Below are 25412 nucleotides of genomic sequence, written 5' to 3'. Positions count from 1 at the left end.
TCTAACCCGCTTTCGACCGCGACGGCTGCGATGTCGGCGGCTGAAGGCCGGCGCTATTGGCCCATCGCTCCACTTGCTCGATGATCTTCTGGTGGCTCGGTCGCACCGGCTTGGCATTGGCCTCTTCGGAAACCTTGCGGGGCAGTCGGACTTCGTCCGTCATGACATCTCTCCCGTCTTCTTCTCCTCGCTTTTGGCCGACAATGCGCCTCCTCCGATCACCGCACAATAGCTTATCTTATTGATTTTGCTATTTTTTATTGCTCATTAGGCGTCTGTTCCGCCACTTGCGGAACTCTTGCCCAGTTGGCTTGTTGAGTAAGCTACTCAAACTGCTCATTTGGTGTGGCTTGCTATGAACGATCTTCGCGCCGAGCGGCTTCAGGTGATGCTCTCGCCAGAGGAGCTGGCGGCTCTCGACGATTTCCGGTTCAAGCATCGAATGCCGACACGCGCGGCAGCCGTCCGCGAATTGCTCAAGCTTGGGCTCGCTACGGCCGGCGTCGACGCCCGCGCCGGCATCAAGTCCAGCGACTACGGAGTGTTTGGCCGCGGGCCGGACGGGCACACGCAGGCCAATGGTGAACACGACGCCACGGATTGACCGGCCCTACCGAAACTCGCAAGCAAAACGGCCCCGGCACGGGAGTGCCAGGACCGTCCTTGGAGATTGCTTCCGGCGCACCGGGGGCATGACAGCCGGAAGCAATCCGTCGACTCTCCGCGCGCAGATTGGTTCCTCGCGCTATTTTTGCGGCATGATCTTTCGGACAACCGCTTCACGCTTTGCGCTAACGCGGCCCTTCGGGTCCGGATCATGCTTTAGCCGCTCGGCGCGGAGCCGGAATCATCCGGCGTCATGCCCGAGCCTGGTGTCTTGCTGTTGTCGTTGAGCTCAGGATCGCGCGTCGCTTCCCGCGACGGCGAGCCCTTCGAACTTGTTTTTCGAGGATCCGTCTTGTGCACGGTCTGTGCGCGCTGCTTGTCGCTGGGCTGCTCTTCAGCGCGCTTATCCCGAACGATGCCGTGGTCGGAATGCGCCATGGTGAACTCTCGCTTCTCCGATGCCTCGAAGCGCTTACGCACCGCGGCGCCGAATGTTCCGGCGTGGCACTAACTATGCGCGGCGCGGACCGCAACTGATGCCTTCTCCAGATGCACCTGCCGGAGGGTCGTCACGGTCGCGAACGCGACCGAGACGCCGAAGGCGAGAATGAGGGAAAGCAGAGCCAGACGTGGAGCCATCGCAAAACCTCCTTCTGGAATCGGAAAAATCAACGCGATCGACGGTTGCTCGATGTTCCTGAATTGGTCGCTTGCATTCCGTGAGCGGTCTCACACGTGGATTGACGAAGCGGGAGAGTGCTTACGCATTCCGCGCTTGCGGGGTCCGGATCTTAACGGGCGGGATCTCGCCATCAAGCCAATCCTGCTCGTGCGCGAGCGCCGTCCAGGCGTCTGCCATGCGCGAGTAGCGCTTGTGGGCAGGTTGTCCTTCCGCTCGCTCGGCGAGCTGAAGACAGTTTTCGGCGTTGTCCCTGAAAATGTCAGACTGCTTCATGCAGAACATTTGGGGATGGAACTCCCGCGTCGCAACGGTCTTACCCGATCGTAAGGTTCGGGGGAACTTCGCACGCCACCGGTGATTGAGGCCTGCATGAGGATCCTTGTCGCGATTGTCCTGACCTTTGTCAGCACCGCGGCGCTCGCCGACAACATAGGGGAGCGAACCGTGGGCGGCCGCACGCCGACCGCGACCGATGTGATCAGCGGCCTCTACAGCTTTAGCCGTTTCCAGCAGGGCCTTCTGGAGAGCACCGATCTGAAGGGCAATGCGGAGGTCAAGAACCTCGCCGCCTTGCGCGCCGATGAGGCGGCCAAGCGTGACAAGGCGCTAAAGCAGATCCAGGAGGCAATCGGCACGGAGCCTCACGCCGGCAAGACGACGTCGGTAAGCGCAGGTCTCGTCGAACCCGAAAATTCGGACGGGCCGACTTACGTCAGAAGCTTCTATGCCGCGCAAATTCCCGAGTACGAATCCGCCATCAGCCTGCTCGAGCACTATCTCAAGGCACCCGACAATGCGGCACTGGCCGCCTTCGCGCGCGAGCAGCTTCCGAGGCTGCGCTCGCAGGCCAGGGATGCCGAGCGCACCATGGCCGACAAGTAGCCGCTTACTTGTCATTCGGATGATGTTGATCGCTCTCCGGCCGCACGGTGCGGTCGCTGTCCGGCATCTTGTCCCGGCCTGCATCGCCGTTGTCGTCCTTGCCGCCCGAGGTCGAGGTGCCGCTGCCGCTCGGGTTCGACCTGGTCGAAGCACCCGTTGTCGACGGATCGGCATGCGGGGTGGCAGAGCTGGCGGCGGGATCGCCGGTGGTGGCCCCGCGGCCGCTGGGCGTCCCCTGGGCGAACGCCGACCCGGCGGCAAGCATTAGGACGATGATCGCGGCAATTCCTGCTCTCATATGCGCTCTCCCTTTCTTTCGGGCTAACCGCAGGGCCGGCGCTCCGTTCCGAGGCACGCCAGTGTGGACGGGGTACCTCCCGACGTCGATTTTCTGCAGCCACATGGAACCAATCCGATTGATCGCCGTTGTATCGGCCGGGCTGAGCAAAGCAGGTTCCAATTCCTGGCGTCGCAACCTTGGCGCTTGATTTCGAATTTGGCTGACGCTCTATTTTGACAAACTGCGTCGTGTCAGGATTCGGCCGATGCCTGCGGGGGAATCAGTATGAGCGACCTCGATCCCGGAACTGCATCACGCTCCGGTCGTCGCGTCCCAAAACCAAAAACCAACGGTATGCCAGAGCCGGATTCCCGGGCGGAACTGCTCCTCGCCTTACAGGCCATGCGCAGCGGCGATTTCTCGGTGCGGATGAGCGGCGACTATCTCGGCATCGACGGCAAGATCGCCGATACTTTTAACGAAATCATCGCCGCCAACCAGCGCATGGCGCAGCAGCTCGAGCTGGTCGGCCAGGTGGTCGGCCGCGAAGGCAAGACCCGCCAGCGCGTGAAATTCGGCCTCGCCTCGGGCTCCTGGGCCGACATGGAAGGTTCGGTCAACACGCTGATCGACGACTTGCTCTGGCCGACGCGCGAGGTGACCCGCGCGGTCGCCGCCGTCGCCCAGGGCGACCTGCTCCAGACCGTCAAGCTCGACGTCGACGGCCGGCCGCTCCGCGGCGAATTCCTGCAGTCGGCGACCATCGTCAACACCATGATCAAGCAGCTCGGCGTGTTCACCTCCGAGGTGACGCGCGTGGCGCGTGAGGTCGGCACCGAAGGCAAGCTCGGCGGCCAGGCCCAGGTGCCGGAGGTGACCGGCGTCTGGAAGGACCTCACCGAGAGCGTCAACTCGATGGCGAACAACCTGACCAACCAGGTCCGCAACATTGCCGAGGTGACGATCGCGGTGGCCAACGGCGACCTGTCCAAGAAGATCACCGTCGACGTCCGCGGCGAGATTCTTCAGCTCAAGGAAGCCATCAACACGATGGTGGACCAGCTGCGCTCCTTCGCCTCCGAAGTGACGCGCGTGGCGCGCGAGGTCGGCACCGACGGCAAGCTCGGCGGCCAGGCCATCGTGCCCGGCGTCGCCGGGACCTGGAAGGACCTGACGGACTCCGTCAACGCAATGTGCGGCAACCTCACCGCACAGGTCCGCAACATCGCCAACGTCACCACAGCCGTGGCGCGCGGTGACCTCTCCCGCAAGATCACCGTGGACGTGCGCGGCGAGATCCTCGAGCTGAAAGACACCATCAACACCATGGTGGACCAGCTCAACTCCTTCGCCTCGGAAGTGACACGCGTGGCGCGCGAGGTCGGCACCGAAGGCAAGCTCGGCGGCCAGGCCCAGGTGCCTGGTGTGGCCGGCACCTGGAAGGACCTGACCGACAACGTCAACTTCATGGCGTCGAACCTGACCGCGCAGGTTCGCAACATCGCCGACGTCGCGACCGCGATCGCGAGCGGCGACCTGTCGAAGAAAATCACGGTGAACGTCTCGGGCGAGATCCTTCAGCTGAAGGAAACGCTGAACACCATGGTCGACCAGCTCAACGCCTTCGCCGGCGAAGTCACGCGCGTCGCGCGCGAGGTCGGCACCGAGGGCCGCCTCGGCGGCCAGGCCAACGTGCTCGGCGTCGCCGGCACCTGGAAGGATTTGACGGAAAGCGTCAACTCGATGGCATCGAACCTGACCGCGCAGGTCCGCAACATCGCCGAGGTGACGACCGCCGTCGCCGGCGGCGACCTCTCGAAGAAGATCACCGTGGACGTGCGCGGCGAGATCCTCGAGCTGAAAGACACCATCAACACCATGGTGGACCAGCTCAACGCGTTTGCCGGCGAAGTCACGCGCGTCGCGCGCGAGGTCGGCACCGAAGGCAAGCTTGGCGGCCAGGCCGTCGTGCGCGGCGTCGGCGGCACTTGGAAGGATTTGACCAACTCGGTCAACTCGATGGCCTCGAACCTGACCGGTCAGGTCCGCAACATCGCCGAAGTCGCGACCGCGGTCGCGAAAGGCGACTTGTCGAAGAAGATCACGGTGAACGTGTCGGGCGAAATCCTTCAGCTGAAGGAAACGCTGAACACCATGGTCGACCAGCTCAACGCCTTCGCCGGCGAAGTGACGCGCGTGGCGCGCGAGGTCGGCACCGACGGCAAGCTCGGCGGCCAGGCCGACGTGCCCGGCGTCGCCGGCACCTGGAAGGATCTGACCGACTCCGTGAACTCGATGGCGGGCAACCTCACCGCGCAGGTCCGCAACATCGCCGAGGTCGCGACCGCCATCGCCGGCGGCGACCTGTCGCGCAAGATCACGGTGGACGTGCGCGGCGAGATCCTTCAGCTCAAGGACACGCTGAACACGATGGTCGACCAGCTCAACCGCTTCGCGGGCGAGGTGACGCGCGTGGCGCGCGAGGTCGGCACCGAAGGCCGCCTCGGCGGCCAGGCCAACGTGCCCGGCGTCGCCGGCACCTGGAAGGACCTGACCGACTCCGTGAATTCCATGGCGGGCAACCTGACTGCCCAGGTCCGCAACATCGCCGAAGTGACCACCGCCGTGGCGCGCGGCGACTTGTCCCGCAAGATCACCGTGGACGTGAAGGGCGAAATCCTCGAGCTGAAAAACACCATCAACACCATGGTGGACCAGCTCAACGGCTTTGCCGGCGAAGTGACGCGCGTCGCCCGCGAGGTCGGCACCGAGGGCAAGCTCGGCGGTCAGGCCGAGGTGCCCGGCGTCGCCGGCACCTGGAAGGACCTCACCGACAACGTCAACTTCATGGCCTCGAACCTGACGGCCCAGGTCCGCAACATCGCCGAGGTCGCGACCGCGATCGCCGGCGGCGACCTGTCGAAGAAGATCACCGTGGACGTCCGCGGCGAGATCCTGCTGCTCAAGGACACCTTGAACACGATGGTCGAGCAGCTGCGCTCCTTCGCCGCAGAAGTGACCCGCGTGGCGCGCGAGGTCGGCACCGAAGGCCGGCTCGGCGGTCAGGCCGTCGTGCCCGGCGTCGGTGGCACCTGGAAGGATCTCACGGATAACGTCAACCTGCTCGCCGCGAACCTCACGACGCAAGTCCGCAACATCGCCGAAGTGACCACCGCCGTGGCGCGCGGCGACTTGTCCCGCAAGATCACCGTGGACGTGAAGGGCGAAATCCTCGAGCTGAAAAACACCATCAACACCATGGTGGACCAGCTCAACGCCTTCGCCGGCGAAGTCACGCGCGTCGCCCGCGAGGTCGGCACGGAAGGAAAGCTCGGCGGTCAGGCCCAGGTGCCTGGCGTGGCCGGCACCTGGAAGGATCTCACCGACACCGTGAACTTCATGGCGGCGAACCTGACCGAGCAGGTCCGCGGCATCGTCAAGGTCGTGACCGCGGTCGCCAACGGCGATCTCAAGCAGAACCTCACCGTGAAATCGAAGGGCGAGGTCGCGGCCCTCGCCGACACCATCAACAACATGACCGAGACGCTCGCGACCTTCGCCGATCAGGTCACCTCGGTGGCGCGCGAGGTCGGCGTCGAAGGCCGCCTCGGCGGCCAGGCCAACGTGCCGGGCGCCGCCGGCACCTGGAAGGACCTCACCGGCAACGTCAACCTGCTCGCGGCCAACCTCACCTCGCAGGTGCGCGCGATCGCCGAGGTGGCGACCGCCGTGACCAAGGGCGACCTGACGCGGTCGATCCAGGTCGACGCCCGCGGCGAGGTGGCCGAGCTGAAAGACAACATCAACACGATGATCACGAATCTCCGTCTGACGACGGACGTGAACACCGAGCAGGATTGGCTGAAGACCAACCTGGCCAAATTCACCAACATGCTCCAGGGCCAGCGCGACCTGGCCACCGTCGGCCGGCTGCTGCTCACCGAGCTGTCCCCGCTGGTGAACGCCCATACCGGCGTGATCTACCAGGTCGAGAGCGAGGACAATCCGCAGCTCCTGCTGCTCGCCTCCTATGCCAGCGACGGCGTCTATCCGTATCAGCGCGTGCTCCAGTTCGGCGAAGGCCTGATCGGCCAGTGCGCCCTCGACAAGCGGCCGCGCGTGGTGGCCGACATTCCGTCCGATGTCGTGCCGATCAACTCTGCACTGTTCCGTGTCGCACCGAAGAACCTCGTCGTGCTGCCGGTGCTGTTCGAGGGCCAGGTCAAGGCGGTGATCGAGCTCGCCTCGCTCGTCTCGTTCACGACCTCGCAGATGACGTTCCTGGAACAACTCACCGATTCCATCGGCATCGTGCTCAACTCGATCGAAGCGACAATGCAGACCGAGGGCCTGCTCAAGCAGTCGCAGCAGCTGGCCGGCGAGCTCCAGACCCAGCAGCGCGAATTGCAGCAGACCAACGACCAGCTCGAGCAGAAGGCGCAGCAGCTCGCCGAGCGCAACGTCGAGGTCGAACGCAAGAACCAGGAGATCGAGCAGGCCCGCCGCGCGCTGGAGGAAAAGGCGACGGAGCTCGCGTTGACCTCGAAGTACAAGTCCGAATTCCTCGCGAACATGAGCCACGAGCTGCGCACGCCGCTGAACTCGATCCTGATTCTGGGGCAGCAGCTCACCGACAACCCGGACGGCAACCTCACTCCCAAGCAGGTCGAATTCGCGCGCACCATCCATGGCGCCGGCACCGACCTCTTGAACCTCATCAGCGACATTCTCGATCTCTCCAAGATCGAGTCCGGCACGGTGACGGTCGATGCCGAGGAGATTTTGACCGCAAACCTGCTCGAGACCGTCGGTCGGCCGTTCCGCCACGAGGCGGAGAACCGCAACCTGTCGTTCAAGATCGATGTCGATCCGAATCTCGCGCGCAGCATCGTCACCGACTCCAAGCGACTGCAACAGGTTCTGAAGAACCTGCTCTCCAACGCCTTCAAGTTCACCGCCGAAGGCGAGGTGCGCCTGAAGGTCGCCGGCGCGGTCGGCGGCTGGGGCACGGATCACCCGGTGCTGAACTCCGCGCCGGCCGTGATCGCGTTCGAAGTCTCCGACACCGGCATCGGCATTCCCCTGGAGAAGCAGAAGCTGATCTTCGAGGCGTTCCAGCAGGCGGACGCCGGCACCAGCCGCAAATACGGCGGCACCGGCCTTGGTCTTGCCATCAGCCGCGAGCTCGCGAGCCTGCTCGGCGGCGAAATCCATCTGCGCAGCGCGCCCGGCAAGGGCTCGACCTTCACGCTTTATCTGCCGCTGAAATATTCCGGCCCGACGCTGGCGCCGCGCGCGCCCGCTCCGCAGTCTTACAGCCAGCCGCCCGCACTGCAGCCGTCCGCACCGGAGCAGCAGCGCGTCATCGAGCAATTGCCCGACGACCGTCTCAACCTCGAACCCGGCGACACCATCCTGCTCATCGTCGAGGACGACCCGCACTACGCGCGCGTGCTGGTCGATCTCGCCCGCGACAAGGGCTTCAAGGTCCTGGTCGCCGCGCGCGGCGCCGAGGCGCTGGAACTTGCCAAGCAGTACCAGCCACGAGCCGTCTCGCTCGACGTGTTCCTGCCCGACATGCTCGGCTGGACGGTGCTGAGCCAGCTCAAGCACAATCCGCTGACCCGCCACATCCCCGTGCAGATCATCACGCTCGACGAGGACCGCCAGCACGCACTTGCCCGCGGCGCCTTCTCCTTCGTCAACAAGCCTACGACGACGGAAGGCGTGGCGGCGGCGCTGACGCAGATCAAGGAATATGCCCAGCCGCGGCGCAAGCGGCTGCTGATCGTCGAGGACAACGAGGCCGAGCAGCTCTCGATCCGAGAGCTCCTGCACCATGACGACATCGAGATCGTGGCGACCGACACCGGCGCCGGCGCGCTCTCGATGCTGCGCGAGGCGCCGTGCGACTGCGTCGTGCTCGACCTCAGGCTGCCCGACATGAGCGGCTTCGAGGTGCTCGACCAGATCCGCAAGGACGAGGCGCTGTCGAACATTCCGGTCGTGGTCTTCACCGGCCGCGAGCTCTCGGCGGAGGAGGATGCGGAACTCCACACCATGGCACGCAGCATCGTGGTCAAGGGCGTGGAATCGCCGGAGCGCCTGCTCGACGAGACCGCCTTGTTCCTGCACCGGGTGATCACGGAACTGCCCGTCGAGAAGCAGCGCATGCTGGAAAAGCTGAACAGTTCCGATGAGGACCTGATCGGCAAGACCGCCCTATTGGTCGACGACGACGCCCGCAACATCTTCGCGCTGTCGAGCGTGCTGGAACGGCGCGGCATGAAAGTGCTGACGGCCACCACCGGCAGCGAGGCGGTCACGCTGGTCGAATCCAACCCGGAAATCGCCATCGTGCTGATGGACATCATGATGCCGCAGATGGATGGCTATCAGACCATCGGCGTCATTCGCGAAAACCCGGCGTTCGCCCGGCTTCCGATCATCGCGCTGACCGCTAAGGCGATGAAGGGCGACCGCGAGAAATGCCTGGAAGCCGGCGCGTCCGACTACCTCGCCAAACCCGTCAACACCGATCAATTGCTGCTTGCGATCCGCATGTGGCTGCATCGTTGAGCTGGATCCGCGAATGGACCACGAAAAGGTCAATATCCTCCTCGTCGACGACCAGCCGGCCAAGCTGCTCGCCTACGAGGTGATCCTGAAGGATCTCGGCGAGAACCTCGTGATCGCTTCGTCCGGCCGCGAGGCGCTGGAGGTGCTGCTCAAGACCGAGGTCGCGGTGATCCTGGTCGACGTCTGCATGCCCGAGCTCGACGGCTTCGAGCTCGCCGCGATGATCCGCGAGCATCCGCGCTTCCAGAAGACCGCGATGATCTTCATCTCGGCGATCCAGGTCAGCGACATCGACCGCCTGCGTGGCTACGAGATGGGCGCGGTCGACTACGTCCCCGTGCCTGTCGTGCCCGAGGTGCTGCGCGCGAAGGTCAAGGTATTTGCAGAGCTCTATCGCAAGACGCGGGAGCTCGAGCGGCTGAACCAGGACCTCGAGGACCGCGTCCGCGCCCGTACCGCGGAACTGGAGAACTCCACTGCGAAGCTGCGCGAGAGCGAAGAACGGCGCAGCATGGCGATTGCCGCCGGCAAGATGGGCTCCTGGGATTGGGACTGGATCACCGGCGATTGGATGTGGGACGAGGGCCAGTACCGCATCTTCGGTGTGAGCCCCGAGAGTTTCGAGGTCAACCCCGCCAACGTTCAGGCCCTGTTGCATCCCGAGGATGTCGATCAGCTGCGCAATGCCATCGCCGAATTCAACAAAGGCACCCGCGCTTACGAGACGGAGTTTCGGATCGTGCGGCCCGACGGCGAGGTGCGCTGGTGCGTCGGCACGGCCGCCGCGACGGCGGACAATAGCGGCCGCGTCGTGCGCGTGAGCGGTGTCACTGTTGATATCACCGAACGCAAACGTGCCGAGGAAAGGCAGAATCTGCTGGCGCGGGAGGTCGATCATCGTGCCAAGAACGCGCTGGCGCTGGCGCAATCGATCGTGCGCCTAACCCGGGCCGACGAGGTCAAGGCCTATGTCAACGCCGTCGAGGGCCGCATCAATGCGCTGGCACGCGTGCATACGATCCTGTCGCTGTCGAGCTGGCAGGGCGCCGAGCTCTCCAGGCTGATCGACGAAGAGCTTGCGCCCTACTCGCTCGGCGGCCAGATCAAGCTCGCGGGTCCCGAGGTTCAGTTGCTGCCGACCACCGCCCAGACGCTGGCGCTGGCGCTGCACGAGCTGTTCACCAATTCGGCAAAGTATGGCGCGCTCTCGACACGGTCGGGGCGGCTCGTGATCGGCTGGCAGGTCGATGACGATCTTCTCAAGCTCACCTGGGAGGAATCCGGCGGGCCGCTGGTCAGGACGCCGAAATCGCGCGGCTTCGGCACGCGGAGCCTGCTTGCCAGCGTCGAGTCCCAGCTCGGCGGACAAGCGCAATTCGACTGGCGGACCGAGGGCCTGTTGTGCCGCCTGGACGTGCCGCTGAAACGCAAGTCTGCAGCGACGACGGCACCTGGCAAGTTCGAGGCGGCCGGCTCCGTCGAATTGCAGCGCGCATCGGGTTAACCGGACGCCGCGCTCGTCCTGCGCTGCGCCGTCCGCGGTTCGCGAGCGATGCGCCCCTCAAGCCAGGCTTCCGTTCGGGCGAGATCGCGCAGCGCCTTCGCATAGCGTTCGGCGCCATGCGGCAGCTTGCGTGCCTTACGGATGATGTCTGCGGCCGCGTTGCGATAGGCCAGCGAGCGGTAGAGAAAAACGACCTTACCCATATCGAATGTTCCCGTGTTGCTGGCCCCCATCCTCGCAAGCCCGGCATGAACGTCCGATGAAGCGCGCCTATGAAAATCCCTGATCCGGACGGAACCGGAGAACATCACGTGCGTTTGCCTGCTGGATTCGGGACGCAGTTCCATGCGCACGAAAAAGTCGTCGGATCTGATCTCTCCCACTGGCATCATCAAGCTGATGACGCATGCGATGATGGGTGCAGCCCTCGGCCTCGCCTTCAGCCTCGCACTCATTTTGATGAATCCAGCCGTCGCCCACCTCTTGAATGACGGCGGAGGTCAGGCCGTTCTCGTCTTCACTCTCACACTCGTGACGACCTTCGCGATCGGTGCGACGCTCACCGGCGTCGTGTTCATCCTCGCGGAGGACAAGCAACCTTGAACCTTGCGTGAAGCGACGGAGATCTTTGTTGGGAACTCCTGCGACGGATGGCGGTTGGCAGAGTGCGTCATTTTAACCCAGGGAGTTCCCGCGCATGAAGACAACCAAGCTCGTTCTCGCCGTGATGCTGGCAACCGGCCTTGCAGCCGCCCCGTTCGCCGCGCAGGCCAAGTCGCATAAGGCCAAGCATGGATCCTCGATGTCATCGTCGCAGACCACCGGCGCCAACACCAAGCCCTCCAGGGGCCCCGACGCTTCCGGCCAGGGCGGTTCTGGCCCGGGCTCCGATCAGGGCGGCACGATGACGAAGGGTGGCATGAGCAAGTAAGCTCACGTAGCTTCGGCCGCATCTCAAACAGAGCCCCGCGGCAACGCGGGGCTTTTCGTCGAAACGGTGCAGCAGCAAAGGTCACGCAGCGCTACGCTGGATGTGACGGCCTTCCTTCACCTCTTCGATGATCTTGGCGCTGAAGGCGTCGAGGTCGCCGGGGTTGCGCGAGGTGATGACGCCCTGGTCGACGACGACTTGTGAGTCTTCCCATGTCGCGCCGGCGTTGATGACGTCGGTCTTGATCGACTTGTATGACGTCATCTTGCGACCCTTGGCGATGCCGGTCTCGATCAGGAGCCAGGGCGCATGGCAGACGGCGGCGACGATCTTCTTGGCATTGAAGATCTCCTTGATGAAGGACAGCGCCTTCGGCTCGACGCGCAAGAGGTCCGGATTGATCTGGCCACCAGGCAGCACGATCGCGTCGTAATCGTTGCTGGAAACCTGGTCGAGCGTCTTGTCGACCTTTACTGGACGTCCCCAATCCTTCTTGTCCCAGCCCTTGATCTCGCCCGCCGCGAGCGAGATGACGTGAACCGTCGCGCCGGCCTGCTTCAGGCGATCGCGCGGCACTTCCAGTTCCGACTGCTCGAAACCGTGTGTAGCGAGGATGGCAACCGTCTTGCCCTTGATATCCATGGAACGCTCCATCGCTATGAGAGGAGCTCGGTCAATCGGTCGAGCCGGCGTCCGTTCCGGCCAATTTGCGGCATCTCACGGGGATGTGCGGCTTGCCGCAGCGGCATGATGGCGGTCCGATCATCGCCGCACCGGGCTAGCGCCACATCGTCGGTGCGCGGACCAGAGCATCTCGCGCCGCCTGTTTCAGATCCTCGATCGAGCGGCGATCTGTTTGCGCGGCCTCACGCAATCGCGTGGCGACACGCTCGCGCGTCGCCAGTTCGGAGAGACGAAGCCCGGCGCAGGCGTCGTCCAGCACGGCCTGTATCAAGGCGGCGATTTCGGCATCGAGCATCGGCGAGCTCCAGCGTGTCGCGTAGCGCGCTCGCTTTAGCTGCGTCGGATGTCAGGGATGTTAAACGCGCCCCACGGCGTTGGCTTTCACGAGCTGCTCGAGTTGCGCGCGCTTGCGGGCAATCAGGAGCTGGGCTGCAGCGTCATCGAGACCCTCGCGCTGCAATTGCCGGATCGCGGAGCCGAGTTCGAGGATTTCGGCGCGCAGTGTTAGAATCCGGTACGTGTCCGGGTCTTCGTCCACCGCTCGCCTCCCGAAACGCTCAGCGGCGCGCGATTGCGCGCACCGGACTGGCGGCTGTCTTCACCGGGCGAAGGCGCACGCGGTCGCGGACGTCAGGCAGGACGTCGCCACCGCCGGCGGCCCTCCATTCGCCGATCAGCAGATTGATCTTCCCGCGCAGATCCATCTGCGCCAGGACCTTTTCCGTGCAGTCGCGATCGCGATTGACGAGGTCGCGCACGGACGCCTCGATGTCGGCCATCTCCAGCCTCAAGGCGCTGATTTTACGTCGAATTTCATTAATTCTGTTGTCCATGGCTTGTTAGAACAAAATAAGAACATATAGTCAAGCCGCAATTTCAGGACGGAGCAGCGACATGCAGGTTCAAGGTAAATACGACGCCAAGGCTTTTCTTATGGAGCAGATGACCCGCGCGCAGGGGCTGAGGCTGAAGCGGCTCAGCGAGGAGGCCTACCAGCCGGCACAATACGATCGGGATCTGTCGTTCGCGGAAGCTGCGCGCCGCATCCGCGCGCTGGAGGCGGAGATCGAGCTGGCGAATTCGTTCTAACGCTGCATCCCAGGCGGAACGTTCCGCACGCTTCTGGAACCATGCTTGTGTCCGAAGGTTTTCTCCCAGCCAAGGGAGGACATTCATGGCACGCAAGGCAAAGAAACGCCGCTACTCGCGCAGCTCCGGCAGCGATGTCGAAAGCGAAATGCGGCGTTACAAGAAGGGCACCGCGAAGAGCGGACGTGGCGGTCGTGGCGGACGCGTGAAGAGCCGCAAGCAGGCGATCGCGATCGGACTGTCGAAGGCGCGCAAGAAAGGCAAGAAGGTCCCGAAGAAGGCATCGAAGCGCAAGACGTCCAAGAAAAAGACGTCCAAAAAGTCGTCCAAGAAATCGTCCAAGAAATCCTCGAAGCGCAGATCCTCCTAAAGGGCGATCAGATTGGGATGAATCGTCGTGGCGCCTTAGCTTGTTGCTTGGGCCTGATCTCCGCGCAAACGAGTTCCGCGTTTGTCGCGAAGGAAAACCGCTTCACGCCTTTCCGGATCATGCTTTAGTTAGCAGTTAGCGCTCGCGCCGATCCGTGTCAGATCATGCTGCCCGGCATGAAGCAGCGGATCGAAATCCCGAACGCGGTCTTCACCGGCCACACCATGGTGCGGCCCGCCCGGTTCGGCTCGGTGATGACGGCTTCGTCGGGCACCTCGACCCATTGCCCGTCGAGACGCACGCGATAATGCCCGTTGTGCGATTCCCAGTCGGGATCGGCAACGGCAAAACCATCCGCATCCGAACAGCACGGACCAAGATGGCTGCGCAGGCTATCGAACCACGGCTTGAGGGGCGAGTCGGCGTAACGGCCGTCATCGCGTCCAACGGCGTTTGCGCTCCACACCACCAATGGCGCCACAAGCAACGCACGCTTTAGCGAAAGCTTCAATCGATCCATGTTCGGCACCGATCAAATGCGAGCCACCGGCCGGTTCCACGGGAGCGGCGGGCAGCTCGAATTCCACGCTTGCAACCGTCTCGGCGGCTCCGTTGCCGCCAGGTAGATATACGACTCGGAACAGTGATCAGCGAACACGGCTTTTTCGGACGAACCGGGTCATCGTCCCTGCCGTTAACGAGAATGTTATCGGATATCCCGCGGTACTTCTGAAGGCGAACAGAAAAGGCGGCCACAAGGGCCGCCTTTTGCATTCGCACCGGTCGAAATTCGGGTCAGGCGAGCGGCACGGCGACGAACCGGGTCGCCTCCGCGCTCTTGACCTGCAACAGCACGCTGCGCTTGCCGGACGACTTCGCCTGCGCCAGCTCGGAGCGGACGTCGCCGACATTGGCGACGGCCTTGCCGCCGACATTGAGGATGACGTCGCCGGTCTGAATGCCGCGCTGCGCCGCAGGCCCTTGCGGATCGACCTCGGTGACGACGACCCCCTTCTGGCCGGCGCCCTGCACCTCACCGGCCGGAGCCAGGCTCAGCCCAAGGCGCGGCGTGCCGGCGTCCGGCTGCATCCTGCCCTCGCCGGTCTTGGCTTGGGCCTGCCGCTCGTTCGGCAACTCGCCGAGCGCGAGCGTCACCGTCTTGGCTGCACCCTTGTGGAAGACGTCGAGCTTGACGGAGGTGCCTGGCGCCAGGGTGGCTATGGTGCGGGCGAGATCGCGGGAGTCCTTGATCGCGGTGCCGTTGACGGCAGTGATGACGTCGCCGGCCTCGATGCCCGCCTTCGCCGCCGGGCTGCCGTCCTGCGGATTGTCGACGATCGCGCCGCGCGCTTCCTTGAGGCCGACGCTGTCTGCGATCTCCGACGTCACCGGCTGCACCTGCACGCCGAGCCAGCCGCGCGTCACCGCACCCTTGTCCTTGAGCTGCGCGACGACGAGCTTCGCGGTCGAGGCCGGAATGTCGAAGCCGATGCCGACCGAGCCGCCGGAGGGCGAGAAGATCGCGGTGTTCACACCGATCACGTTGCCGCTCATGTCGAAGGCCGGGCCGCCAGAATTGCCCTTGTTGATGGGCGCGTCGATCTGGATGAAATCGTCATAGGGGCCGTTGCCGATGTCGCGGCCGCTGGCCGAGACGATGCCCGCCGTGACAGTGCCGCCGAGGCCGAAGGGATTGCCGACCGCGACCACCCAGTCGCCGATGCGCGGCTTCTGGTCGGAGAACTTCACAAACGGGAAGTCTTTCTTGCCGTCGACCTTGATCAGCGCGAGATCGGTCTTCGGATCGGTGCCGACCACCTTCGCGGTGTAGATCGTGCCGTCATCCATGGTCACCTGCACGGACTCGGCATGGTCGACGACGTGGTTGTTGGTCACGGCATAGCCGTCGGCGGAGATGAAGAAGCCGGAGCCTTCGCCGGTGATGACCTGGTGGCGTTGGCGCGGCATGCCGTTCATGCCGGGTCCGCGGAAGCCGAACTGCCGCGAGAACTGATCGAACGGCGAATCCTCGTCCGAATCCATCCGGTTCTGCTGCATCATCGCGCTCTTGTCGTTGTCCTGGTCGATCTTGACCCGCACCGAGATGACGGCAGGTTTGACCTTGGCAACGAGATCACCGAAGCCCTGCGGCGTCGCGGCGGCTTCCGCGGCCTGGGCCGGCGCAACGAGGGAGGTGATGCCGAATTGCGAGGAGACGGGAGAGGCAGCGAGCACGGCCACGCCGAGCGCGGCCACGGTGCCGAGCAGCGCGAGCCGGCGCGGCTTCAAAATCGTGCGGGAGGTGGAATTGACGCGATCATTCATGTCGAAATGTCCATGTTGGGTAAGTCGCCTTGCACCCAACATGGACATCGCCACCTTACGACGTCCCGTCCGTCCGATTAAATCTTGGAAAATAACAGCCTAGCCGAATGGACGACGGACGTCCGAGCCGCTCGACCGACTGCCTCGCCGTTCTAGCGACGCGGAGCCAACCAACTCTTCACGCGGCGACGTGAGCCTCCCACGCTGCAGCCGCAGCGGCATCCTCGTCCCGTTGTGCATTGCAGGCCTCGAAATGCGCCTTCAGCTCGGTCTCGGCAAGATGTTCGAAATGCTCGGCCTGGCCGAGGAGTTCCCAGTTCTGGAGCGGCCGATAGGCCGCCTGCTGACGACAGAGGGACGCCAGCGCCCGGTAGCGACGTACGTTCTCCATGAGACCCTCCCTCGCATTCACTGGCTTATTGCCCTGATTTGCGTCAGGCCGATGGCAGCCCTGCAACAGTTTTGCTGCGCGCAGCGCGGGCCTGATCGAGGTTAACTTTCAAGAAACACGCAAGCGAACATTGGTTCCTCGCGCAGAACCCGGGCGCGGAACTCGCAAGGTATCAGGCGTAGCGGCGGCGCTCGATGGTGATGCCGATCGCATCAAGATACCGTTCGATCGGTTCGGGCCGGCCGATCAGATAGCCCTGTATCGCGTCGCAGGTTTCCCGCGCCAGGAAGGCACGCTGGGCTTCCGTCTCCACCCCTTCGGCGACGACAGGAATGTTCAGGGCGCGCGCGAGGCTGAGCACGGCGCGGACGATCTCGGCCGATTGCGCGCTCGCCTCAAGGTTCGAGATGAAGCTGCGGTCGATCTTGATTTTGTCGAACGGGAACGACTGGAGATAGGACAAGGATGAGTAGCCGGTGCCGAAATCGTCCATGGCGATGCGGATGCCGAGCGCCTTCAGCCGCCGCAGCAGATTCAGCGCGCGGGTGAAATCGCAGCACGCCCTCGGTGATCTCGACCTCGAGCCGGGTTGGCGCGAGCCCTGTCTCCAGCAGGATCTGGTGGATCGATCGTTCGAGGTCGCCGGCCTGGAATTGGACCGGCGACAGATTGACGGCGACCGGTAGCGGCCGCGGCCAGGACGCCGCCTCGCGGCAGGCTTCGCGCAGGACCCATTCACCGATCTGGATGATCAACCCGTTCTCCTCGGCGAGCGGAATGAACTGGTCCGGCGGCACGAAGCCGCGCGTCGGGTGGTTCCAGCGCAGCAGAGCCTCGAAGCCGACGACCTCGCCGTCCATCCGGGCCTGCGGCTGGAAGTAGACGAGGAGCTGGTTCTGCTCCGGCGCCTGGCGCAGATCGTGCCGCAACAGCCTGCAGTCGCGCAGCTCCTGGTCCATCCCGGATTCGAAGAAGCGGACCCGGCGCCGGCCCTCGCGCTTGGCGCGATAGAGCGCGGAATCGGCATTGGCGAGCAGCGTCGCCGCGTCCACGCCGTCATCGGGGTACACCGCGATGCCGACGCTGAGGCCGACATGGGAGAGATAATCGTCGACCTCGAGCTCGGTGCCGATCGCCTGGACCAGGCGTTCGCCTAGCGCCAGCACCGCGTCGCGGCAGACATCATCCGGCATCAGAATCATGAACTCGTCGCCACCGATGCGGGCAATGAAGGCCCCGTCGGCCTCCGCTGCAAGACGGTCCGCCGCTGCCCGCATCAGCATGTCGCCGACGGGATGGCCGAACACGTCGTTGACCTCCTTGAAGCGGTCGAGATCGAGGCTCAGCACTGCAAAGCTGGTCGAGGCCTCCTGCGCCCGCTGCAGCCGCTCCGCCAGCGCGATGTTGAATGCGCTGCGGTTGGGCAGATCGGTCAGCACGTCGTGACGTGCGAGATGGCTGATGCGTTGCTGCGTGTTGACGCGCTCGGTAACGTCCTCGATCACACCGACCAGATATTGGGGCTCGCCCGCGCCGTCCGTGATCAGCATCTTGCGCGAATTGACGACCTGGTCGTGGCCCCTGACGCCGACTTCGAGCAGATGCTCCTCCAGGAACATCGGCATGCCGCTGGCGACGACCCGGCGGTCCTGCTCGTTGACCATGCGGGCGACGTCGGCCGGGAAAATCTCCTCGGGAGTCCTGCCCAGCATCTGCTCGCGTGGCACGCCGTAATAGTCCTCGCCGGCGCGATTGAGCAGAATGTAGCGCGAATCCTTCGCGCACTTCGCGAACACGGCGATCGGGATGTTCTCGACGATCGTGTCGAGGAATTCCTGGGTCCGCAGAAGATCCTGTTCGACCTTGTCATGCGTGTGCCCGCGCGCGTCCGTCATTCTCTGACGGTCCCGCTCGCTGACCTCATAGGCCGCGCTAACGAGCTCGCCCAGCTTGACGAGATCGACCTCTCCGGTGGCATCGGTGGCGCAGCGGAGCTGCTCGGCGAACAGGCGGTGCATCACGCCATCGCTCCGAGCCGCGTGCAGGCCTCATGCCTGCAAATATCTGCGTTCCGCATCCCCGGCTCTCTTAGCTTCCTAAACCGCAGATTGAGGCGCTCAACATTGCGCGGGCGTTAATCGAACTCGCGTCTCGGCCGTGTTGGTTACTCTGACCTGAAAAGAACCGTCAGTTTGCGCGGCATCCTCCGTAGAACTCCGGAGAATGATGACGCGCCCTGGCACAGGGGGAACCGCAATAACATCGCCGCGCGTCTCATCCTACCGGATGAGCGCGCCCTCTCCGGCCCGCATCGGCTGGGCAGAAATCTCCTGCAACTTGGGAACTCCGCCGGCTTCCGCTGCAGCGCGAATGGCCGAAATGTTGGCGGAATATTCGGCGCAGCTTTTGCCGCGGAACACCGCCGAACCCGCGACGAGCGTGTCGGCGCCGGCAGCGGCAACCGCAGCAGCATTGTCGCGCGTGACGCCGCCATCGACCTCGAGCCGGATCGGCCGGTCGCCAATCATGTTGCGAACACACCTGATCTTCTCGATCTGGGAGTCGAGGAAGGACTGGCCGCCGAAGCCCGGATTGACCGTCATCACCAGCACGAGGTCGAGACGACCGAGCACGTATTCGATCGCGCTCTCCGGCGTCGCCGGGCACAGGCTGACGCCGGCTTTCTTGCCAAGCGCGCGGATTGCCTGGAGCGAGCGGTCGAGATGCGGACCTGCTTCGGCATGAGCCGTGATGATATCGGCACCAGCCTTGGCGAACGCCTCGAGGTACGGATCAACAGGCGCGATCATCAGGTGCACGTCGAAGATCTTCGATGTCACCGGCCGGATCGCCTTGATGACGTCCGCGCCAAAACTGATGTTCGGCACGAAATGTCCGTCCATCACATCGCAATGGATCCAGTCGGCACCGGCTGCGTCGATCGCTGCGATCTCCTCGCCGAGGCGGGCGAAATCCGCCGCCAGGATCGAGGGAGCGATGATGATCTCATTGGTCATGCTTTGCACTCCGTGCGTCGGCCCCGCCGCTGAAGACGCGGCTCGCCAGCACATCGGCGGCATCGACGGTTTCGAGATCTGCGACATCGAGCATGCGATCGAGATCGGACACCAGGCGATCGGCCTGCCGCAGGCGGATGCGGTCCACAGCGTTGCGGATCGAGCGCGCATTGGAGAAGAACGGCTTGGTCCGGCGCAGCGCGATGTACTTCTCGAATGCTTCCCGTGCCGCTGCCGAGAACCGATAACCGCGCTCCTTCAGCATCAGCTCGGCGATGACGAGCAGCTCTGATTCGGCATAGTCAGGAAATTCGATATGGTGGGCGATGCGCGAGCGGAACCCTGGATTGGAGGCGAAGAAGGTCGTCATCCGCTCGCCATAGCCTGCGAGGATCACGACGAGATCCTCGCGCTGGTTCTCCATCACCTGGAGCAATATCTCGATCGCCTCCTGGCCATAGTCGCGCTCATTGTCTGGCCGGTGCAGATAATAGGCCTCATCTATGAAGAGCACGCCGCCCATCGCCTTCTTCAGGATCTCCTTGGTCTTCGGCGCGGTGTGGCCGATATATTGGCCGACGAGATCGTCGCGCGTCACGGAGATCACCTGCCCGCGCCGCACGAAGCCGAGCCCGTGCAGAATCTTCGCCATGCGCAGCGCCACGGTGGTCTTGCCGGTGCCGGGATTGCCGGTGAACGACATGTGCAGGGTCGGCGGCGCGGCCGCGAGACCCGCGCGCTGGCGGATGCGCTCGATCAGCAGCAATGAGGCGATCTGGCGCACGCGGTTTTTCACCGGCTTGAGCCCGATCAACTCCCGCTCGAGCTGTTGCAGCGTATCGGTGATTCCGGCGGCTTCGGCTTCCTTGCGCAGATCGAAACTGGTCTCGGCGTTTTCAGCAGTGGTCGCGTGGGGGACATCCAGCATGGGCACCTCGAAGAAAAGAGCTTCGCCGCGGGGGTGCGGCGAAGCAGTGGTCCGCCAAGGAAACGGAGCAGGGAGTGCTCCGCGCGGAGGGAGAATGGCTATTGAGCGGCGTGTGCGGCGAGCTTTCGCACGGTGGTGTAGCGGATGGCGCGTCCGCCCACCTCCTGCCGCACCAGCTCGAATTCCGCCTCTTTCGGCGGCCTGTTGACGATGAACGAGATCCGCACCGATTCCCAGCCATGGCTGGAATCGAAGCCGCTGATGCGGATGTAACGGTCGCCATACACTCTGCGGCATTCAGCGAGCTCCATCATCACGCCGGCGGCGTCCTGGAGATCGAACATCGGCAGGCCCCACATCTCCCAATAGGTGCTGCGAGGATGCGGATCGTCGGTGAACTCGATGTTCACCGCCCAGCCGTTCGTGAGGCAATACTGCACCTGCTTATAGATCTGGTCGTCGCTGAGATCGGGCAGGAACGAGAAGCAGCCCTGGGTCAGTTTCATTTCAACTCTCCTCAGACGGTTTCCAGCGCCGTCGGCACGAAGTCCGGCGTGTCGGTGGATTGATAGTTGAAGGTGACGTCCTTCCAGACCTCGAGCGCGGACTTCAGCGGCGTGCAGGTTTGCGCCGCCTTGGCCAGGATCTCCGGACCTTCATGGATGTAGTCGCGGCCCTCGTTGCGGGCGAAGATCATCGCCTCCAGCGCCACGCGGTTGGCGATCGCGCCGGCGGCGATGCCCATGGGATGGCCGATGGTGCCGCCGCCGAACTGCAGCACGACGTCCTCGCCGAGGAGATCGAGCAGCTGATGCATCTGGCCGGCATGGATGCCGCCTGAAGCCACCGGCATCATCTTGTTCAGGCTCGCCCACGACTGGTCGAAGAACAGGCCGTGCTCGAGCTTCATCGGGTTGAAGTCCTCGCGGCACACGTCGTAATAGCCGCGCGTGGTGTTGGGGTCGCCTTCGAGCTTGCCGACCACGGTGCCGGCATGGATGTGATCAACGCCGGCGAGCCGCATCCATTTGGCGATGACCCGGAACGACACGCCATGGCTCTTCTGCCGCGTATAGGTCGAGTGACCGGCGCGATGCAGGTGCAGGATCATATCGTTGCGGCGCGCCCATTTCGCCATGGACTGGATCGCGGTGTAGCCGATCACGAGGTCGATCATGACGATCACCGAGCCGAGCTCCTTGGCGAATTCCGCGCGCTCGTACATGTCCTCCATGGTCGCCGCGGTGACGTTGAGATAAGTGCCCTTAACCTCGCCCGTGGCTGCCTGCGCACGGTTCACTGCCTCCATGCAATAGAGGAAGCGCTCGCGCCAGTGCATGAACGGCTGCGAGTTGATGTTCTCGTCGTCCTTGGTGAAGTCGAGCCCGCCTTTCAGCGCCTCGTAGACGACGCGGCCGTAGTTGCGCCCCGAAAGCCCGAGCTTCGGCTTCACCGTCGCGCCCAGAAGCGGCCGGCCGAACTTGTCGAGCCGCTCGCGCTCGACCACGATGCCGGTCGCGGGCCCCTGGAACGTCTTCACATAGGCGACCGGGAAGCGAATGTCCTCCAGGCGCAGCGCCTTGAGCGGCTTGAAGCCGAACACGTTGCCGATGATCGAGGCCGAGAGATTGGCGATCGAACCGGGCTCGAACAGGTCGAGATCATAGGCGATGTAGGCGAAGTACGACCCCGGCGAGCCCGGCACCGGATCGACGCGGTAGCATTTTGCGCGATACTTTTCCGCGGCGGTCAGGCGGTCGGTCCACACGACCGTCCAGGTCGCGGTTGAGGATTCGCCCGCGACCGCGGCGGACGCCTCGATCGGATCGACGCCCTCTTGCGGTGTCACGCGGAACAGCGCGATGACGTCAGTCTCGCGCGGCATATAGTCGGGCTCCCAATAGCCCATGCGCTTGTATTCCATCACGCCCGAGCGATATCTCTCCTTGCCGCGTACAGTTCCTGCGTGTGCATTCATGGCTCTCTCCTGCTCTTCTCTCTCTGAATGATTAAGCTGCGACCGGCTCGCGGGCGCCGATGCGCGGATCGAGCTCGCCGGCGCGGTAACGCCGCGCCATCTCGCTCAAGGGAATGACCTTGATCCTGCCGGCATGGCCAGCGGTTCCGAACTGCTCGAAGCGATCGCGGCAGAGCTCGCGCATCGCGTCCGTCGCGGGCTTGAGGAACTTGCGCGGATCGAACTCGGAGCGCGCCTCCGTTGCGACCTTACGGAACACGGCGGTCATGGCCAGACGACAGTCGGTGTCGATATTGACCTTACGCACACCGCTCTTGATGCCGCGGACGATCTCCTCCATCGGCACGCCCCAGGTCTGCGGCATCTCGCCGCCGAACTGGTTGAACATGTCCTGGAGCGGCTGCGGCACCGAGGAGGAGCCGTGCATGACCAGATGCGTGTTCGGCAGCCGGCGATGGATCTCTTCGACCACCCGCATCGCCAAGATGTCGCCATCGGGCTTGCGGCTGAACTTGTAAGCGCCGTGCGAGGTGCCCATCGCGATGGCGAGCGCATCGACCTTGGTGGCGCGGACGAACTCGACGGCCTGGTCGGGATCGGTCAACAGCTGGTCGTGGCTGACCTTGCCCTCGACGCCGTGACCATCCTCCTGATCGCCGCCACCATGCTCGAGCGAGCCAAGCACACCGAGCTCGCCTTCGACGGAAGCGCCAACCCAATGGGCGAGATCGACGACACGGCGCGTAATCGCGACGTTATAGTCGTAGTCCGCCGCGGTCTTGGCGTCGGCCTTGAGCGAGCCGTCCATCATGACAGAGGTGAAGCCATGGGCGATGGCGGAGGCGCAGGTCGCCTCGTCGTTGCCATGGTCCTGATGCATGCACAACGGGATGTCCGGATAGGTCCGCTCCAGCGCGTCGATCATGTGCGACAACATCAGATCGCCGGCATAGCTGCGCGCACCGCGCGAGGCCTGGATGATGACGGGCGCATCGACCTCGGCCGCCGCCTGCATGATCGCAATGCCCTGCTCCATGTTGTTGATGTTGAAGGCCGGCACGGCGTAACCGTGGCTGGCGGCGTGATCGAGCAATTGGCGAAGGGTGATACGGGCCACGACAGATCCTCCTGTTATTGCTTGCGGGCGCGGGCGATCGCCCGGCGGGCGGCTTCGGCAACGCTTTGCGGCGTGATGCCGAATTCGCGGTAGAGCACCGGCGCCGGCGCCGAAGCACCGAAACCGCGCATACCGACGAACTCGCCGTCACTGCCGATCCAGCGATGCCAATCGCCGGCGACTGCTGCCTCGACGCCGACTCGCGGTGCGGTGCCGAGCACGGCGGCGCGGTAGTCGTCCGGCTGCTCCTCGAACAACGCGAAGCACGGCGCGGAAACGACGGCCGCACGCACGTGCTCGGTCGCAAGCAGCCGGGCCGCTTCCAACGCGATCGACACTTCCGAGCCGGTCGCCATCAGCGTGACGTCGCGCCCGCCATCGGGCGAGACGATGAGATAGGCGCCGCGGGCGACCCGATTCCGACCGCGGACATCGCTACGGAAGGTCGGCAGCGCCTGCCGCGACAGGCACAACACAGAGGGACGGTCTTCCTCTTCCAGTGCGCAGTTCCACGCCTCCAGCGTTTCGACCGCGTCGGCCGGCCGGAAGACCAGAAGATTCGGAATCACCCGCAGCGCGGCGAGATGCTCGACCGGCTGATGCGTCGGTCCGTCCTCGCCGAGGCCGATGGAATCGTGCGTCATCACATGGATGACGCGCAGCCGCATCAGGGCCGCAAGGCGGATCGCCGGCCGGCTGTAATCGGAGAAGGCGAGGAAGGTGCCACCATAGGGAATGAAGCCGCCATGCAGCGCGAGGCCGTTCATCGCCGCGGCCATGCCGTGCTCGCGGATGCCGTAATGGATATAGTCGCCGGCGAATGCGTCACTCTTGATCGGGACTTGCGCCTCGGCGTGCGTCAGGTTCGAATGCGTCAGATCGGCAGAGCCCCCAATCAGCCCGGGAATGGTTCCGGCGATGGCGTCGAGCACCTGTTGCGATGCCTGCCGCGTCGCGAGCTTCGGCCGCTCGCTGGCAAAGCGTTCGCGCAATTTCGCCGAGGCCTGGGCGTAGGCGTTCGGCAAGGCAACCGCCTTGCCCTCGACGAACAGGTCACGCTGCTCGGGCGTTGCGCCTTCATAACGGTCGAGCCAGGCGAGACGCGCGACCTGCCCGCGCTGCCCGATCATCCGCCACGCCTTCGCGACCGGAATCGGCACCACGAAGGGCTGGTAGTCCCAACCGAGAGTTCGGCGCGCGGCCGCGGTCTGCTCGGCGCCGAGCGGCGCGCCATGCGCCTTCTCGGTGCCCTGTCTATCTGGCGCGCCGTAGCCGATGATGGTGCGGCAGGCGATCAGCGACGGCTTTGCGGTTTCGCGCTCTTCCGCGATCGCCTGCGCAACGGCTTCAGGATCGTGCCCGTCGACGCGGCGAACCGACCAGCCGGAGGCGGCGAAGCGTCCGAGTTGATCGTCCGAGGTCGCAAGCGAGGTCGCCCCGTCGATAGAGATGCCGTTGTCGTCGAACAGCACGATTAGGCGGCCGAGCTTGAGATGACCGGCCAGCGAGATCGCTTCCTGGCTGATTCCCTCCATCAGGCAGCCGTCGCCGGCGATGACATAGGTGAAGTGATCGACGAGGCCATCGCCGTGCCGCGCATTGGCCATGCGCTCGGCGAGCGCCATGCCGACGGCCGTCGCAATGCCCTGTCCCAGCGGTCCCGTGGTGGTCTCGACACCCGGCGTGTGGCCATATTCGGGATGCCCCGGCGTCTTCGAGCCCCATTGCCGGAAGGACTTGATGTCGTCGAGGCTGACCGCACCGCCGGTGAGGTGCAGCAGCGCATAGAGCAGCATCGATCCATGGCCGGCCGACAGCACGAGGCGGTCGCGGTCCGGCCAGTTGGGATGGGCCGAGTCGAATTTGAGGAAGCGCCGGAACAACACGGTCGCGACGTCGGCCATGCCCATGGGCAGGCCGGGATGGCCGGACTGCGAGGCCTCGATGGCGTCGACCGCGAGGAAGCGGACGGCATTGGCGAGATCGTTGTGCGTGACCGCGGTGAGATCGGCTTCGGCGTGGACGGAAATGTTCATCGGGGTCTCTCCT

At 64.3% G+C, this 25412-nt stretch carries 29 protein-coding genes; 8 read left to right on the top strand and 21 right to left on the bottom strand.

Translation table 11 applies throughout. From position 1 onward, the window contains the following. Window position 1 precedes the first annotated feature (1 nt). A complete protein-coding gene (locus AC5V87_RS11205; protein WP_456840001.1) occupies window positions 2-163 on the bottom strand; it encodes a hypothetical protein in 162 nt (53 codons plus the stop codon). A 192-nt stretch (window positions 164-355) separates the two neighbouring features. On the opposite strand from AC5V87_RS11205, the gene AC5V87_RS11200 reads away from it, so the two are divergent. Then, window positions 356-604, top strand: coding sequence for a hypothetical protein (locus AC5V87_RS11200; RefSeq protein ID WP_495370991.1), 249 nt, complete (start codon window positions 356-358; stop codon window positions 602-604). 218 nt (window positions 605-822) lie between these two features. On the opposite strand, the gene AC5V87_RS11195 is transcribed toward AC5V87_RS11200, so the two are convergent. From AC5V87_RS11195 to AC5V87_RS11185, 3 genes are all read right to left on the bottom strand, one after another. Then, entirely contained in the window at window positions 823-1044 is a 222-nt protein-coding gene (locus AC5V87_RS11195) for a hypothetical protein (RefSeq protein WP_495370990.1), read from the bottom strand. A 69-nt stretch (window positions 1045-1113) separates the two neighbouring features. Then, window positions 1114-1245 (bottom strand): hypothetical protein, encoded by a 132-nt coding sequence (locus tag AC5V87_RS11190; protein ID WP_456840004.1) that lies wholly within the window; start codon window positions 1243-1245, stop codon window positions 1114-1116. Window positions 1246-1366: 121 nt separating this feature from the next. Then, entirely contained in the window at window positions 1367-1561 is a 195-nt protein-coding gene (locus tag AC5V87_RS11185) for a hypothetical protein (RefSeq protein ID WP_456843405.1), read from the bottom strand. Between the two features lie 96 nt (window positions 1562-1657). On the opposite strand from AC5V87_RS11185, the gene AC5V87_RS11180 reads away from it, so the two are divergent. Continuing rightward, window positions 1658-2170 carry a DUF4142 domain-containing protein gene (locus tag AC5V87_RS11180; RefSeq protein ID WP_495370989.1) on the top strand — a complete coding sequence of 171 codons (513 nt, stop codon included), beginning with the start codon at window positions 1658-1660 and terminating at the stop codon, window positions 2168-2170. Between the two features lie 4 nt (window positions 2171-2174). Here AC5V87_RS11180 and AC5V87_RS11175 read toward each other — a convergent pair whose 3' ends face one another. Then, window positions 2175-2468: a hypothetical protein gene (locus AC5V87_RS11175; RefSeq protein WP_456840006.1), complete on the bottom strand. Its 294-nt coding sequence runs from the start codon at window positions 2466-2468 to the stop codon at window positions 2175-2177. Window positions 2469-2735: 267 nt separating this feature from the next. Here AC5V87_RS11175 and AC5V87_RS11170 point away from each other — a divergent pair, with 267 nt between their 5' ends. Together AC5V87_RS11170 and AC5V87_RS11165 are read left to right on the top strand one after the other, a co-directional pair. After that, window positions 2736-9029: a HAMP domain-containing protein gene (locus AC5V87_RS11170; protein WP_495370988.1), complete on the top strand. Its 6294-nt coding sequence runs from the start codon at window positions 2736-2738 to the stop codon at window positions 9027-9029. 13 nt (window positions 9030-9042) lie between these two features. Then, window positions 9043-10533, top strand: a complete 1491-nt coding sequence (locus AC5V87_RS11165; protein ID WP_456840008.1) for an HWE histidine kinase domain-containing protein — start codon at window positions 9043-9045, stop codon at window positions 10531-10533. On the opposite strand, the gene AC5V87_RS11160 is transcribed toward AC5V87_RS11165, so the two are convergent. After that, window positions 10530-10880 carry a hypothetical protein gene (locus AC5V87_RS11160; RefSeq protein ID WP_495370987.1) on the bottom strand — a complete coding sequence of 117 codons (351 nt, stop codon included), beginning with the start codon at window positions 10878-10880 and terminating at the stop codon, window positions 10530-10532. The two genes, AC5V87_RS11165 and AC5V87_RS11160, sit on opposite strands and share 4 nt — an antisense overlap. Between AC5V87_RS11160 and AC5V87_RS11155 the strand changes: the two genes are divergently transcribed. Together AC5V87_RS11155 and AC5V87_RS11150 are read left to right on the top strand one after the other, a co-directional pair. Continuing rightward, window positions 10879-11136, top strand: coding sequence for a hypothetical protein (locus tag AC5V87_RS11155; RefSeq protein ID WP_495370986.1), 258 nt, complete (start codon window positions 10879-10881; stop codon window positions 11134-11136). The genes AC5V87_RS11160 and AC5V87_RS11155 overlap by 2 nt on opposite strands. Before the next feature lie 94 nt (window positions 11137-11230). Next, window positions 11231-11464 carry a hypothetical protein gene (locus AC5V87_RS11150; protein ID WP_456840010.1) on the top strand — a complete coding sequence of 78 codons (234 nt, stop codon included), beginning with the start codon at window positions 11231-11233 and terminating at the stop codon, window positions 11462-11464. Between the two features lie 81 nt (window positions 11465-11545). Here AC5V87_RS11150 and AC5V87_RS11145 read toward each other — a convergent pair whose 3' ends face one another. The 4 genes from AC5V87_RS11145 to AC5V87_RS11130 form a co-directional block, all read right to left on the bottom strand. Next, the gene (locus AC5V87_RS11145; protein WP_495370985.1) at window positions 11546-12106 is read right to left on the bottom strand and encodes a type 1 glutamine amidotransferase domain-containing protein; all 561 of its coding nucleotides are present in this window, start codon (window positions 12104-12106) and stop codon (window positions 11546-11548) included. Window positions 12107-12242: 136 nt separating this feature from the next. Beyond that, window positions 12243-12443: a hypothetical protein gene (locus AC5V87_RS11140; RefSeq protein ID WP_456840011.1), complete on the bottom strand. Its 201-nt coding sequence runs from the start codon at window positions 12441-12443 to the stop codon at window positions 12243-12245. Between the two features lie 60 nt (window positions 12444-12503). Continuing rightward, window positions 12504-12686: a hypothetical protein gene (locus AC5V87_RS11135; RefSeq protein ID WP_456840012.1), complete on the bottom strand. Its 183-nt coding sequence runs from the start codon at window positions 12684-12686 to the stop codon at window positions 12504-12506. A 19-nt stretch (window positions 12687-12705) separates the two neighbouring features. Then, the gene (locus tag AC5V87_RS11130) at window positions 12706-12927 is read right to left on the bottom strand and encodes a hypothetical protein (RefSeq protein WP_495370984.1); all 222 of its coding nucleotides are present in this window, start codon (window positions 12925-12927) and stop codon (window positions 12706-12708) included. A 115-nt stretch (window positions 12928-13042) separates the two neighbouring features. Between AC5V87_RS11130 and AC5V87_RS11125 the strand changes: the two genes are divergently transcribed. Together AC5V87_RS11125 and AC5V87_RS11120 are read left to right on the top strand one after the other, a co-directional pair. Continuing rightward, window positions 13043-13237 carry a DUF3072 domain-containing protein gene (locus AC5V87_RS11125; RefSeq protein ID WP_235539811.1) on the top strand — a complete coding sequence of 65 codons (195 nt, stop codon included), beginning with the start codon at window positions 13043-13045 and terminating at the stop codon, window positions 13235-13237. Window positions 13238-13322: 85 nt separating this feature from the next. Next, a complete protein-coding gene (locus tag AC5V87_RS11120) occupies window positions 13323-13607 on the top strand; it encodes a DUF6496 domain-containing protein (protein WP_456840014.1) in 285 nt (94 codons plus the stop codon). Window positions 13608-13764: 157 nt separating this feature from the next. On the opposite strand, the gene AC5V87_RS11115 is transcribed toward AC5V87_RS11120, so the two are convergent. From AC5V87_RS11115 to tkt, 11 genes are all read right to left on the bottom strand, one after another. After that, a complete protein-coding gene (locus AC5V87_RS11115; protein WP_456840015.1) occupies window positions 13765-14127 on the bottom strand; it encodes a hypothetical protein in 363 nt (120 codons plus the stop codon). 275 nt (window positions 14128-14402) lie between these two features. Further along, the gene (locus tag AC5V87_RS11110) at window positions 14403-15932 is read right to left on the bottom strand and encodes a Do family serine endopeptidase (RefSeq protein WP_495370983.1); all 1530 of its coding nucleotides are present in this window, start codon (window positions 15930-15932) and stop codon (window positions 14403-14405) included. A gap of 178 nt (window positions 15933-16110) precedes the next feature. After that, window positions 16111-16323 carry a hypothetical protein gene (locus AC5V87_RS11105; protein ID WP_456840017.1) on the bottom strand — a complete coding sequence of 71 codons (213 nt, stop codon included), beginning with the start codon at window positions 16321-16323 and terminating at the stop codon, window positions 16111-16113. Window positions 16324-16495: 172 nt separating this feature from the next. Continuing rightward, window positions 16496-16816: an EAL domain-containing protein gene (locus AC5V87_RS11100; protein ID WP_495370982.1), complete on the bottom strand. Its 321-nt coding sequence runs from the start codon at window positions 16814-16816 to the stop codon at window positions 16496-16498. Beyond that, window positions 16719-18341, bottom strand: a complete 1623-nt coding sequence (locus tag AC5V87_RS11095) for a putative bifunctional diguanylate cyclase/phosphodiesterase (protein ID WP_495371879.1) — start codon at window positions 18339-18341, stop codon at window positions 16719-16721. Before AC5V87_RS11095 ends, AC5V87_RS11100 begins: the two co-directional genes overlap by 98 nt. A gap of 261 nt (window positions 18342-18602) precedes the next feature. Further along, the gene (gene rpe, locus AC5V87_RS11090; protein ID WP_495370981.1) at window positions 18603-19340 is read right to left on the bottom strand and encodes a ribulose-phosphate 3-epimerase; all 738 of its coding nucleotides are present in this window, start codon (window positions 19338-19340) and stop codon (window positions 18603-18605) included. Continuing rightward, entirely contained in the window at window positions 19330-20268 is a 939-nt protein-coding gene (gene cbbX / locus AC5V87_RS11085; RefSeq protein WP_495370980.1) for a CbbX protein, read from the bottom strand. The genes rpe and cbbX overlap by 11 nt, the downstream gene beginning before the upstream one ends. Window positions 20269-20366: 98 nt before the next feature. Further along, the gene (locus tag AC5V87_RS11080) at window positions 20367-20774 is read right to left on the bottom strand and encodes a ribulose bisphosphate carboxylase small subunit (protein ID WP_495370979.1); all 408 of its coding nucleotides are present in this window, start codon (window positions 20772-20774) and stop codon (window positions 20367-20369) included. 11 nt (window positions 20775-20785) lie between these two features. Further along, complete coding sequence (locus AC5V87_RS11075; RefSeq protein WP_495370978.1) at window positions 20786-22246, bottom strand: form I ribulose bisphosphate carboxylase large subunit; 1461 nt, start codon at window positions 22244-22246, stop codon at window positions 20786-20788. Window positions 22247-22277: 31 nt separating this feature from the next. After that, complete coding sequence (fba, locus tag AC5V87_RS11070; RefSeq protein ID WP_456840023.1) at window positions 22278-23363, bottom strand: class II fructose-bisphosphate aldolase; 1086 nt, start codon at window positions 23361-23363, stop codon at window positions 22278-22280. A 14-nt stretch (window positions 23364-23377) separates the two neighbouring features. Next, entirely contained in the window at window positions 23378-25399 is a 2022-nt protein-coding gene (gene tkt / locus AC5V87_RS11065; protein ID WP_456840024.1) for a transketolase, read from the bottom strand. Window positions 25400-25412 lie beyond the last annotated feature (13 nt).

This window comes from Bradyrhizobium sp. SOJA106 (assembly GCF_059448745.1).
The sequence above is the reverse complement of the archived record's forward strand: the minus strand, read 5'-3'. Positions and strand labels throughout refer to the sequence as shown.

Bases quoted from the DNA above. Each gene is read 5' to 3' on its own strand.
- AC5V87_RS11205 (WP_456840001.1), bottom strand. From the start codon at position 163: ATGACGGACGAAGTCCGACTGCCCCGCAAGGTTTCCGAAGAGGCCAAT.
- AC5V87_RS11200 (WP_495370991.1), top strand. From the start codon at position 356: ATGAACGATCTTCGCGCCGAGCGGCTTCAGGTGATGCTCTCGCCAGAG.
- AC5V87_RS11195 (WP_495370990.1), bottom strand. From the start codon at position 1,044: ATGGCGCATTCCGACCACGGCATCGTTCGGGATAAGCGCGCTGAAGAG.
- AC5V87_RS11190 (WP_456840004.1), bottom strand. From the start codon at position 1,245: ATGGCTCCACGTCTGGCTCTGCTTTCCCTCATTCTCGCCTTCGGCGTC.
- AC5V87_RS11185 (WP_456843405.1), bottom strand. From the start codon at position 1,561: ATGAAGCAGTCTGACATTTTCAGGGACAACGCCGAAAACTGTCTTCAG.
- AC5V87_RS11180 (WP_495370989.1), top strand. From the start codon at position 1,658: ATGAGGATCCTTGTCGCGATTGTCCTGACCTTTGTCAGCACCGCGGCG.
- AC5V87_RS11175 (WP_456840006.1), bottom strand. From the start codon at position 2,468: ATGAGAGCAGGAATTGCCGCGATCATCGTCCTAATGCTTGCCGCCGGG.
- AC5V87_RS11170 (WP_495370988.1), top strand. From the start codon at position 2,736: ATGAGCGACCTCGATCCCGGAACTGCATCACGCTCCGGTCGTCGCGTC.
- AC5V87_RS11165 (WP_456840008.1), top strand. From the start codon at position 9,043: ATGGACCACGAAAAGGTCAATATCCTCCTCGTCGACGACCAGCCGGCC.
- AC5V87_RS11155 (WP_495370986.1), top strand. From the start codon at position 10,879: ATGCGCACGAAAAAGTCGTCGGATCTGATCTCTCCCACTGGCATCATC.
- AC5V87_RS11160 (WP_495370987.1), bottom strand. From the start codon at position 10,880: ATGGAACTGCGTCCCGAATCCAGCAGGCAAACGCACGTGATGTTCTCC.
- AC5V87_RS11150 (WP_456840010.1), top strand. From the start codon at position 11,231: ATGAAGACAACCAAGCTCGTTCTCGCCGTGATGCTGGCAACCGGCCTT.
- AC5V87_RS11145 (WP_495370985.1), bottom strand. From the start codon at position 12,106: ATGGATATCAAGGGCAAGACGGTTGCCATCCTCGCTACACACGGTTTC.
- AC5V87_RS11140 (WP_456840011.1), bottom strand. From the start codon at position 12,443: ATGCTCGATGCCGAAATCGCCGCCTTGATACAGGCCGTGCTGGACGAC.
- AC5V87_RS11130 (WP_495370984.1), bottom strand. From the start codon at position 12,927: ATGGCCGACATCGAGGCGTCCGTGCGCGACCTCGTCAATCGCGATCGC.
- AC5V87_RS11125 (WP_235539811.1), top strand. From the start codon at position 13,043: ATGCAGGTTCAAGGTAAATACGACGCCAAGGCTTTTCTTATGGAGCAG.
- AC5V87_RS11120 (WP_456840014.1), top strand. From the start codon at position 13,323: ATGGCACGCAAGGCAAAGAAACGCCGCTACTCGCGCAGCTCCGGCAGC.
- AC5V87_RS11115 (WP_456840015.1), bottom strand. From the start codon at position 14,127: ATGGATCGATTGAAGCTTTCGCTAAAGCGTGCGTTGCTTGTGGCGCCA.
- AC5V87_RS11110 (WP_495370983.1), bottom strand. From the start codon at position 15,932: ATGAATGATCGCGTCAATTCCACCTCCCGCACGATTTTGAAGCCGCGC.
- AC5V87_RS11105 (WP_456840017.1), bottom strand. From the start codon at position 16,323: ATGGAGAACGTACGTCGCTACCGGGCGCTGGCGTCCCTCTGTCGTCAG.
- AC5V87_RS11100 (WP_495370982.1), bottom strand. From the start codon at position 16,816: ATGGACGATTTCGGCACCGGCTACTCATCCTTGTCCTATCTCCAGTCG.
- AC5V87_RS11095 (WP_495371879.1), bottom strand. From the start codon at position 18,341: ATGCACCGCCTGTTCGCCGAGCAGCTCCGCTGCGCCACCGATGCCACC.
- rpe (WP_495370981.1), bottom strand. From the start codon at position 19,340: ATGACCAATGAGATCATCATCGCTCCCTCGATCCTGGCGGCGGATTTC.
- cbbX (WP_495370980.1), bottom strand. From the start codon at position 20,268: ATGCTGGATGTCCCCCACGCGACCACTGCTGAAAACGCCGAGACCAGT.
- AC5V87_RS11080 (WP_495370979.1), bottom strand. From the start codon at position 20,774: ATGAAACTGACCCAGGGCTGCTTCTCGTTCCTGCCCGATCTCAGCGAC.
- AC5V87_RS11075 (WP_495370978.1), bottom strand. From the start codon at position 22,246: ATGAATGCACACGCAGGAACTGTACGCGGCAAGGAGAGATATCGCTCG.
- tkt (WP_456840024.1), bottom strand. From the start codon at position 25,399: ATGAACATTTCCGTCCACGCCGAAGCCGATCTCACCGCGGTCACGCAC.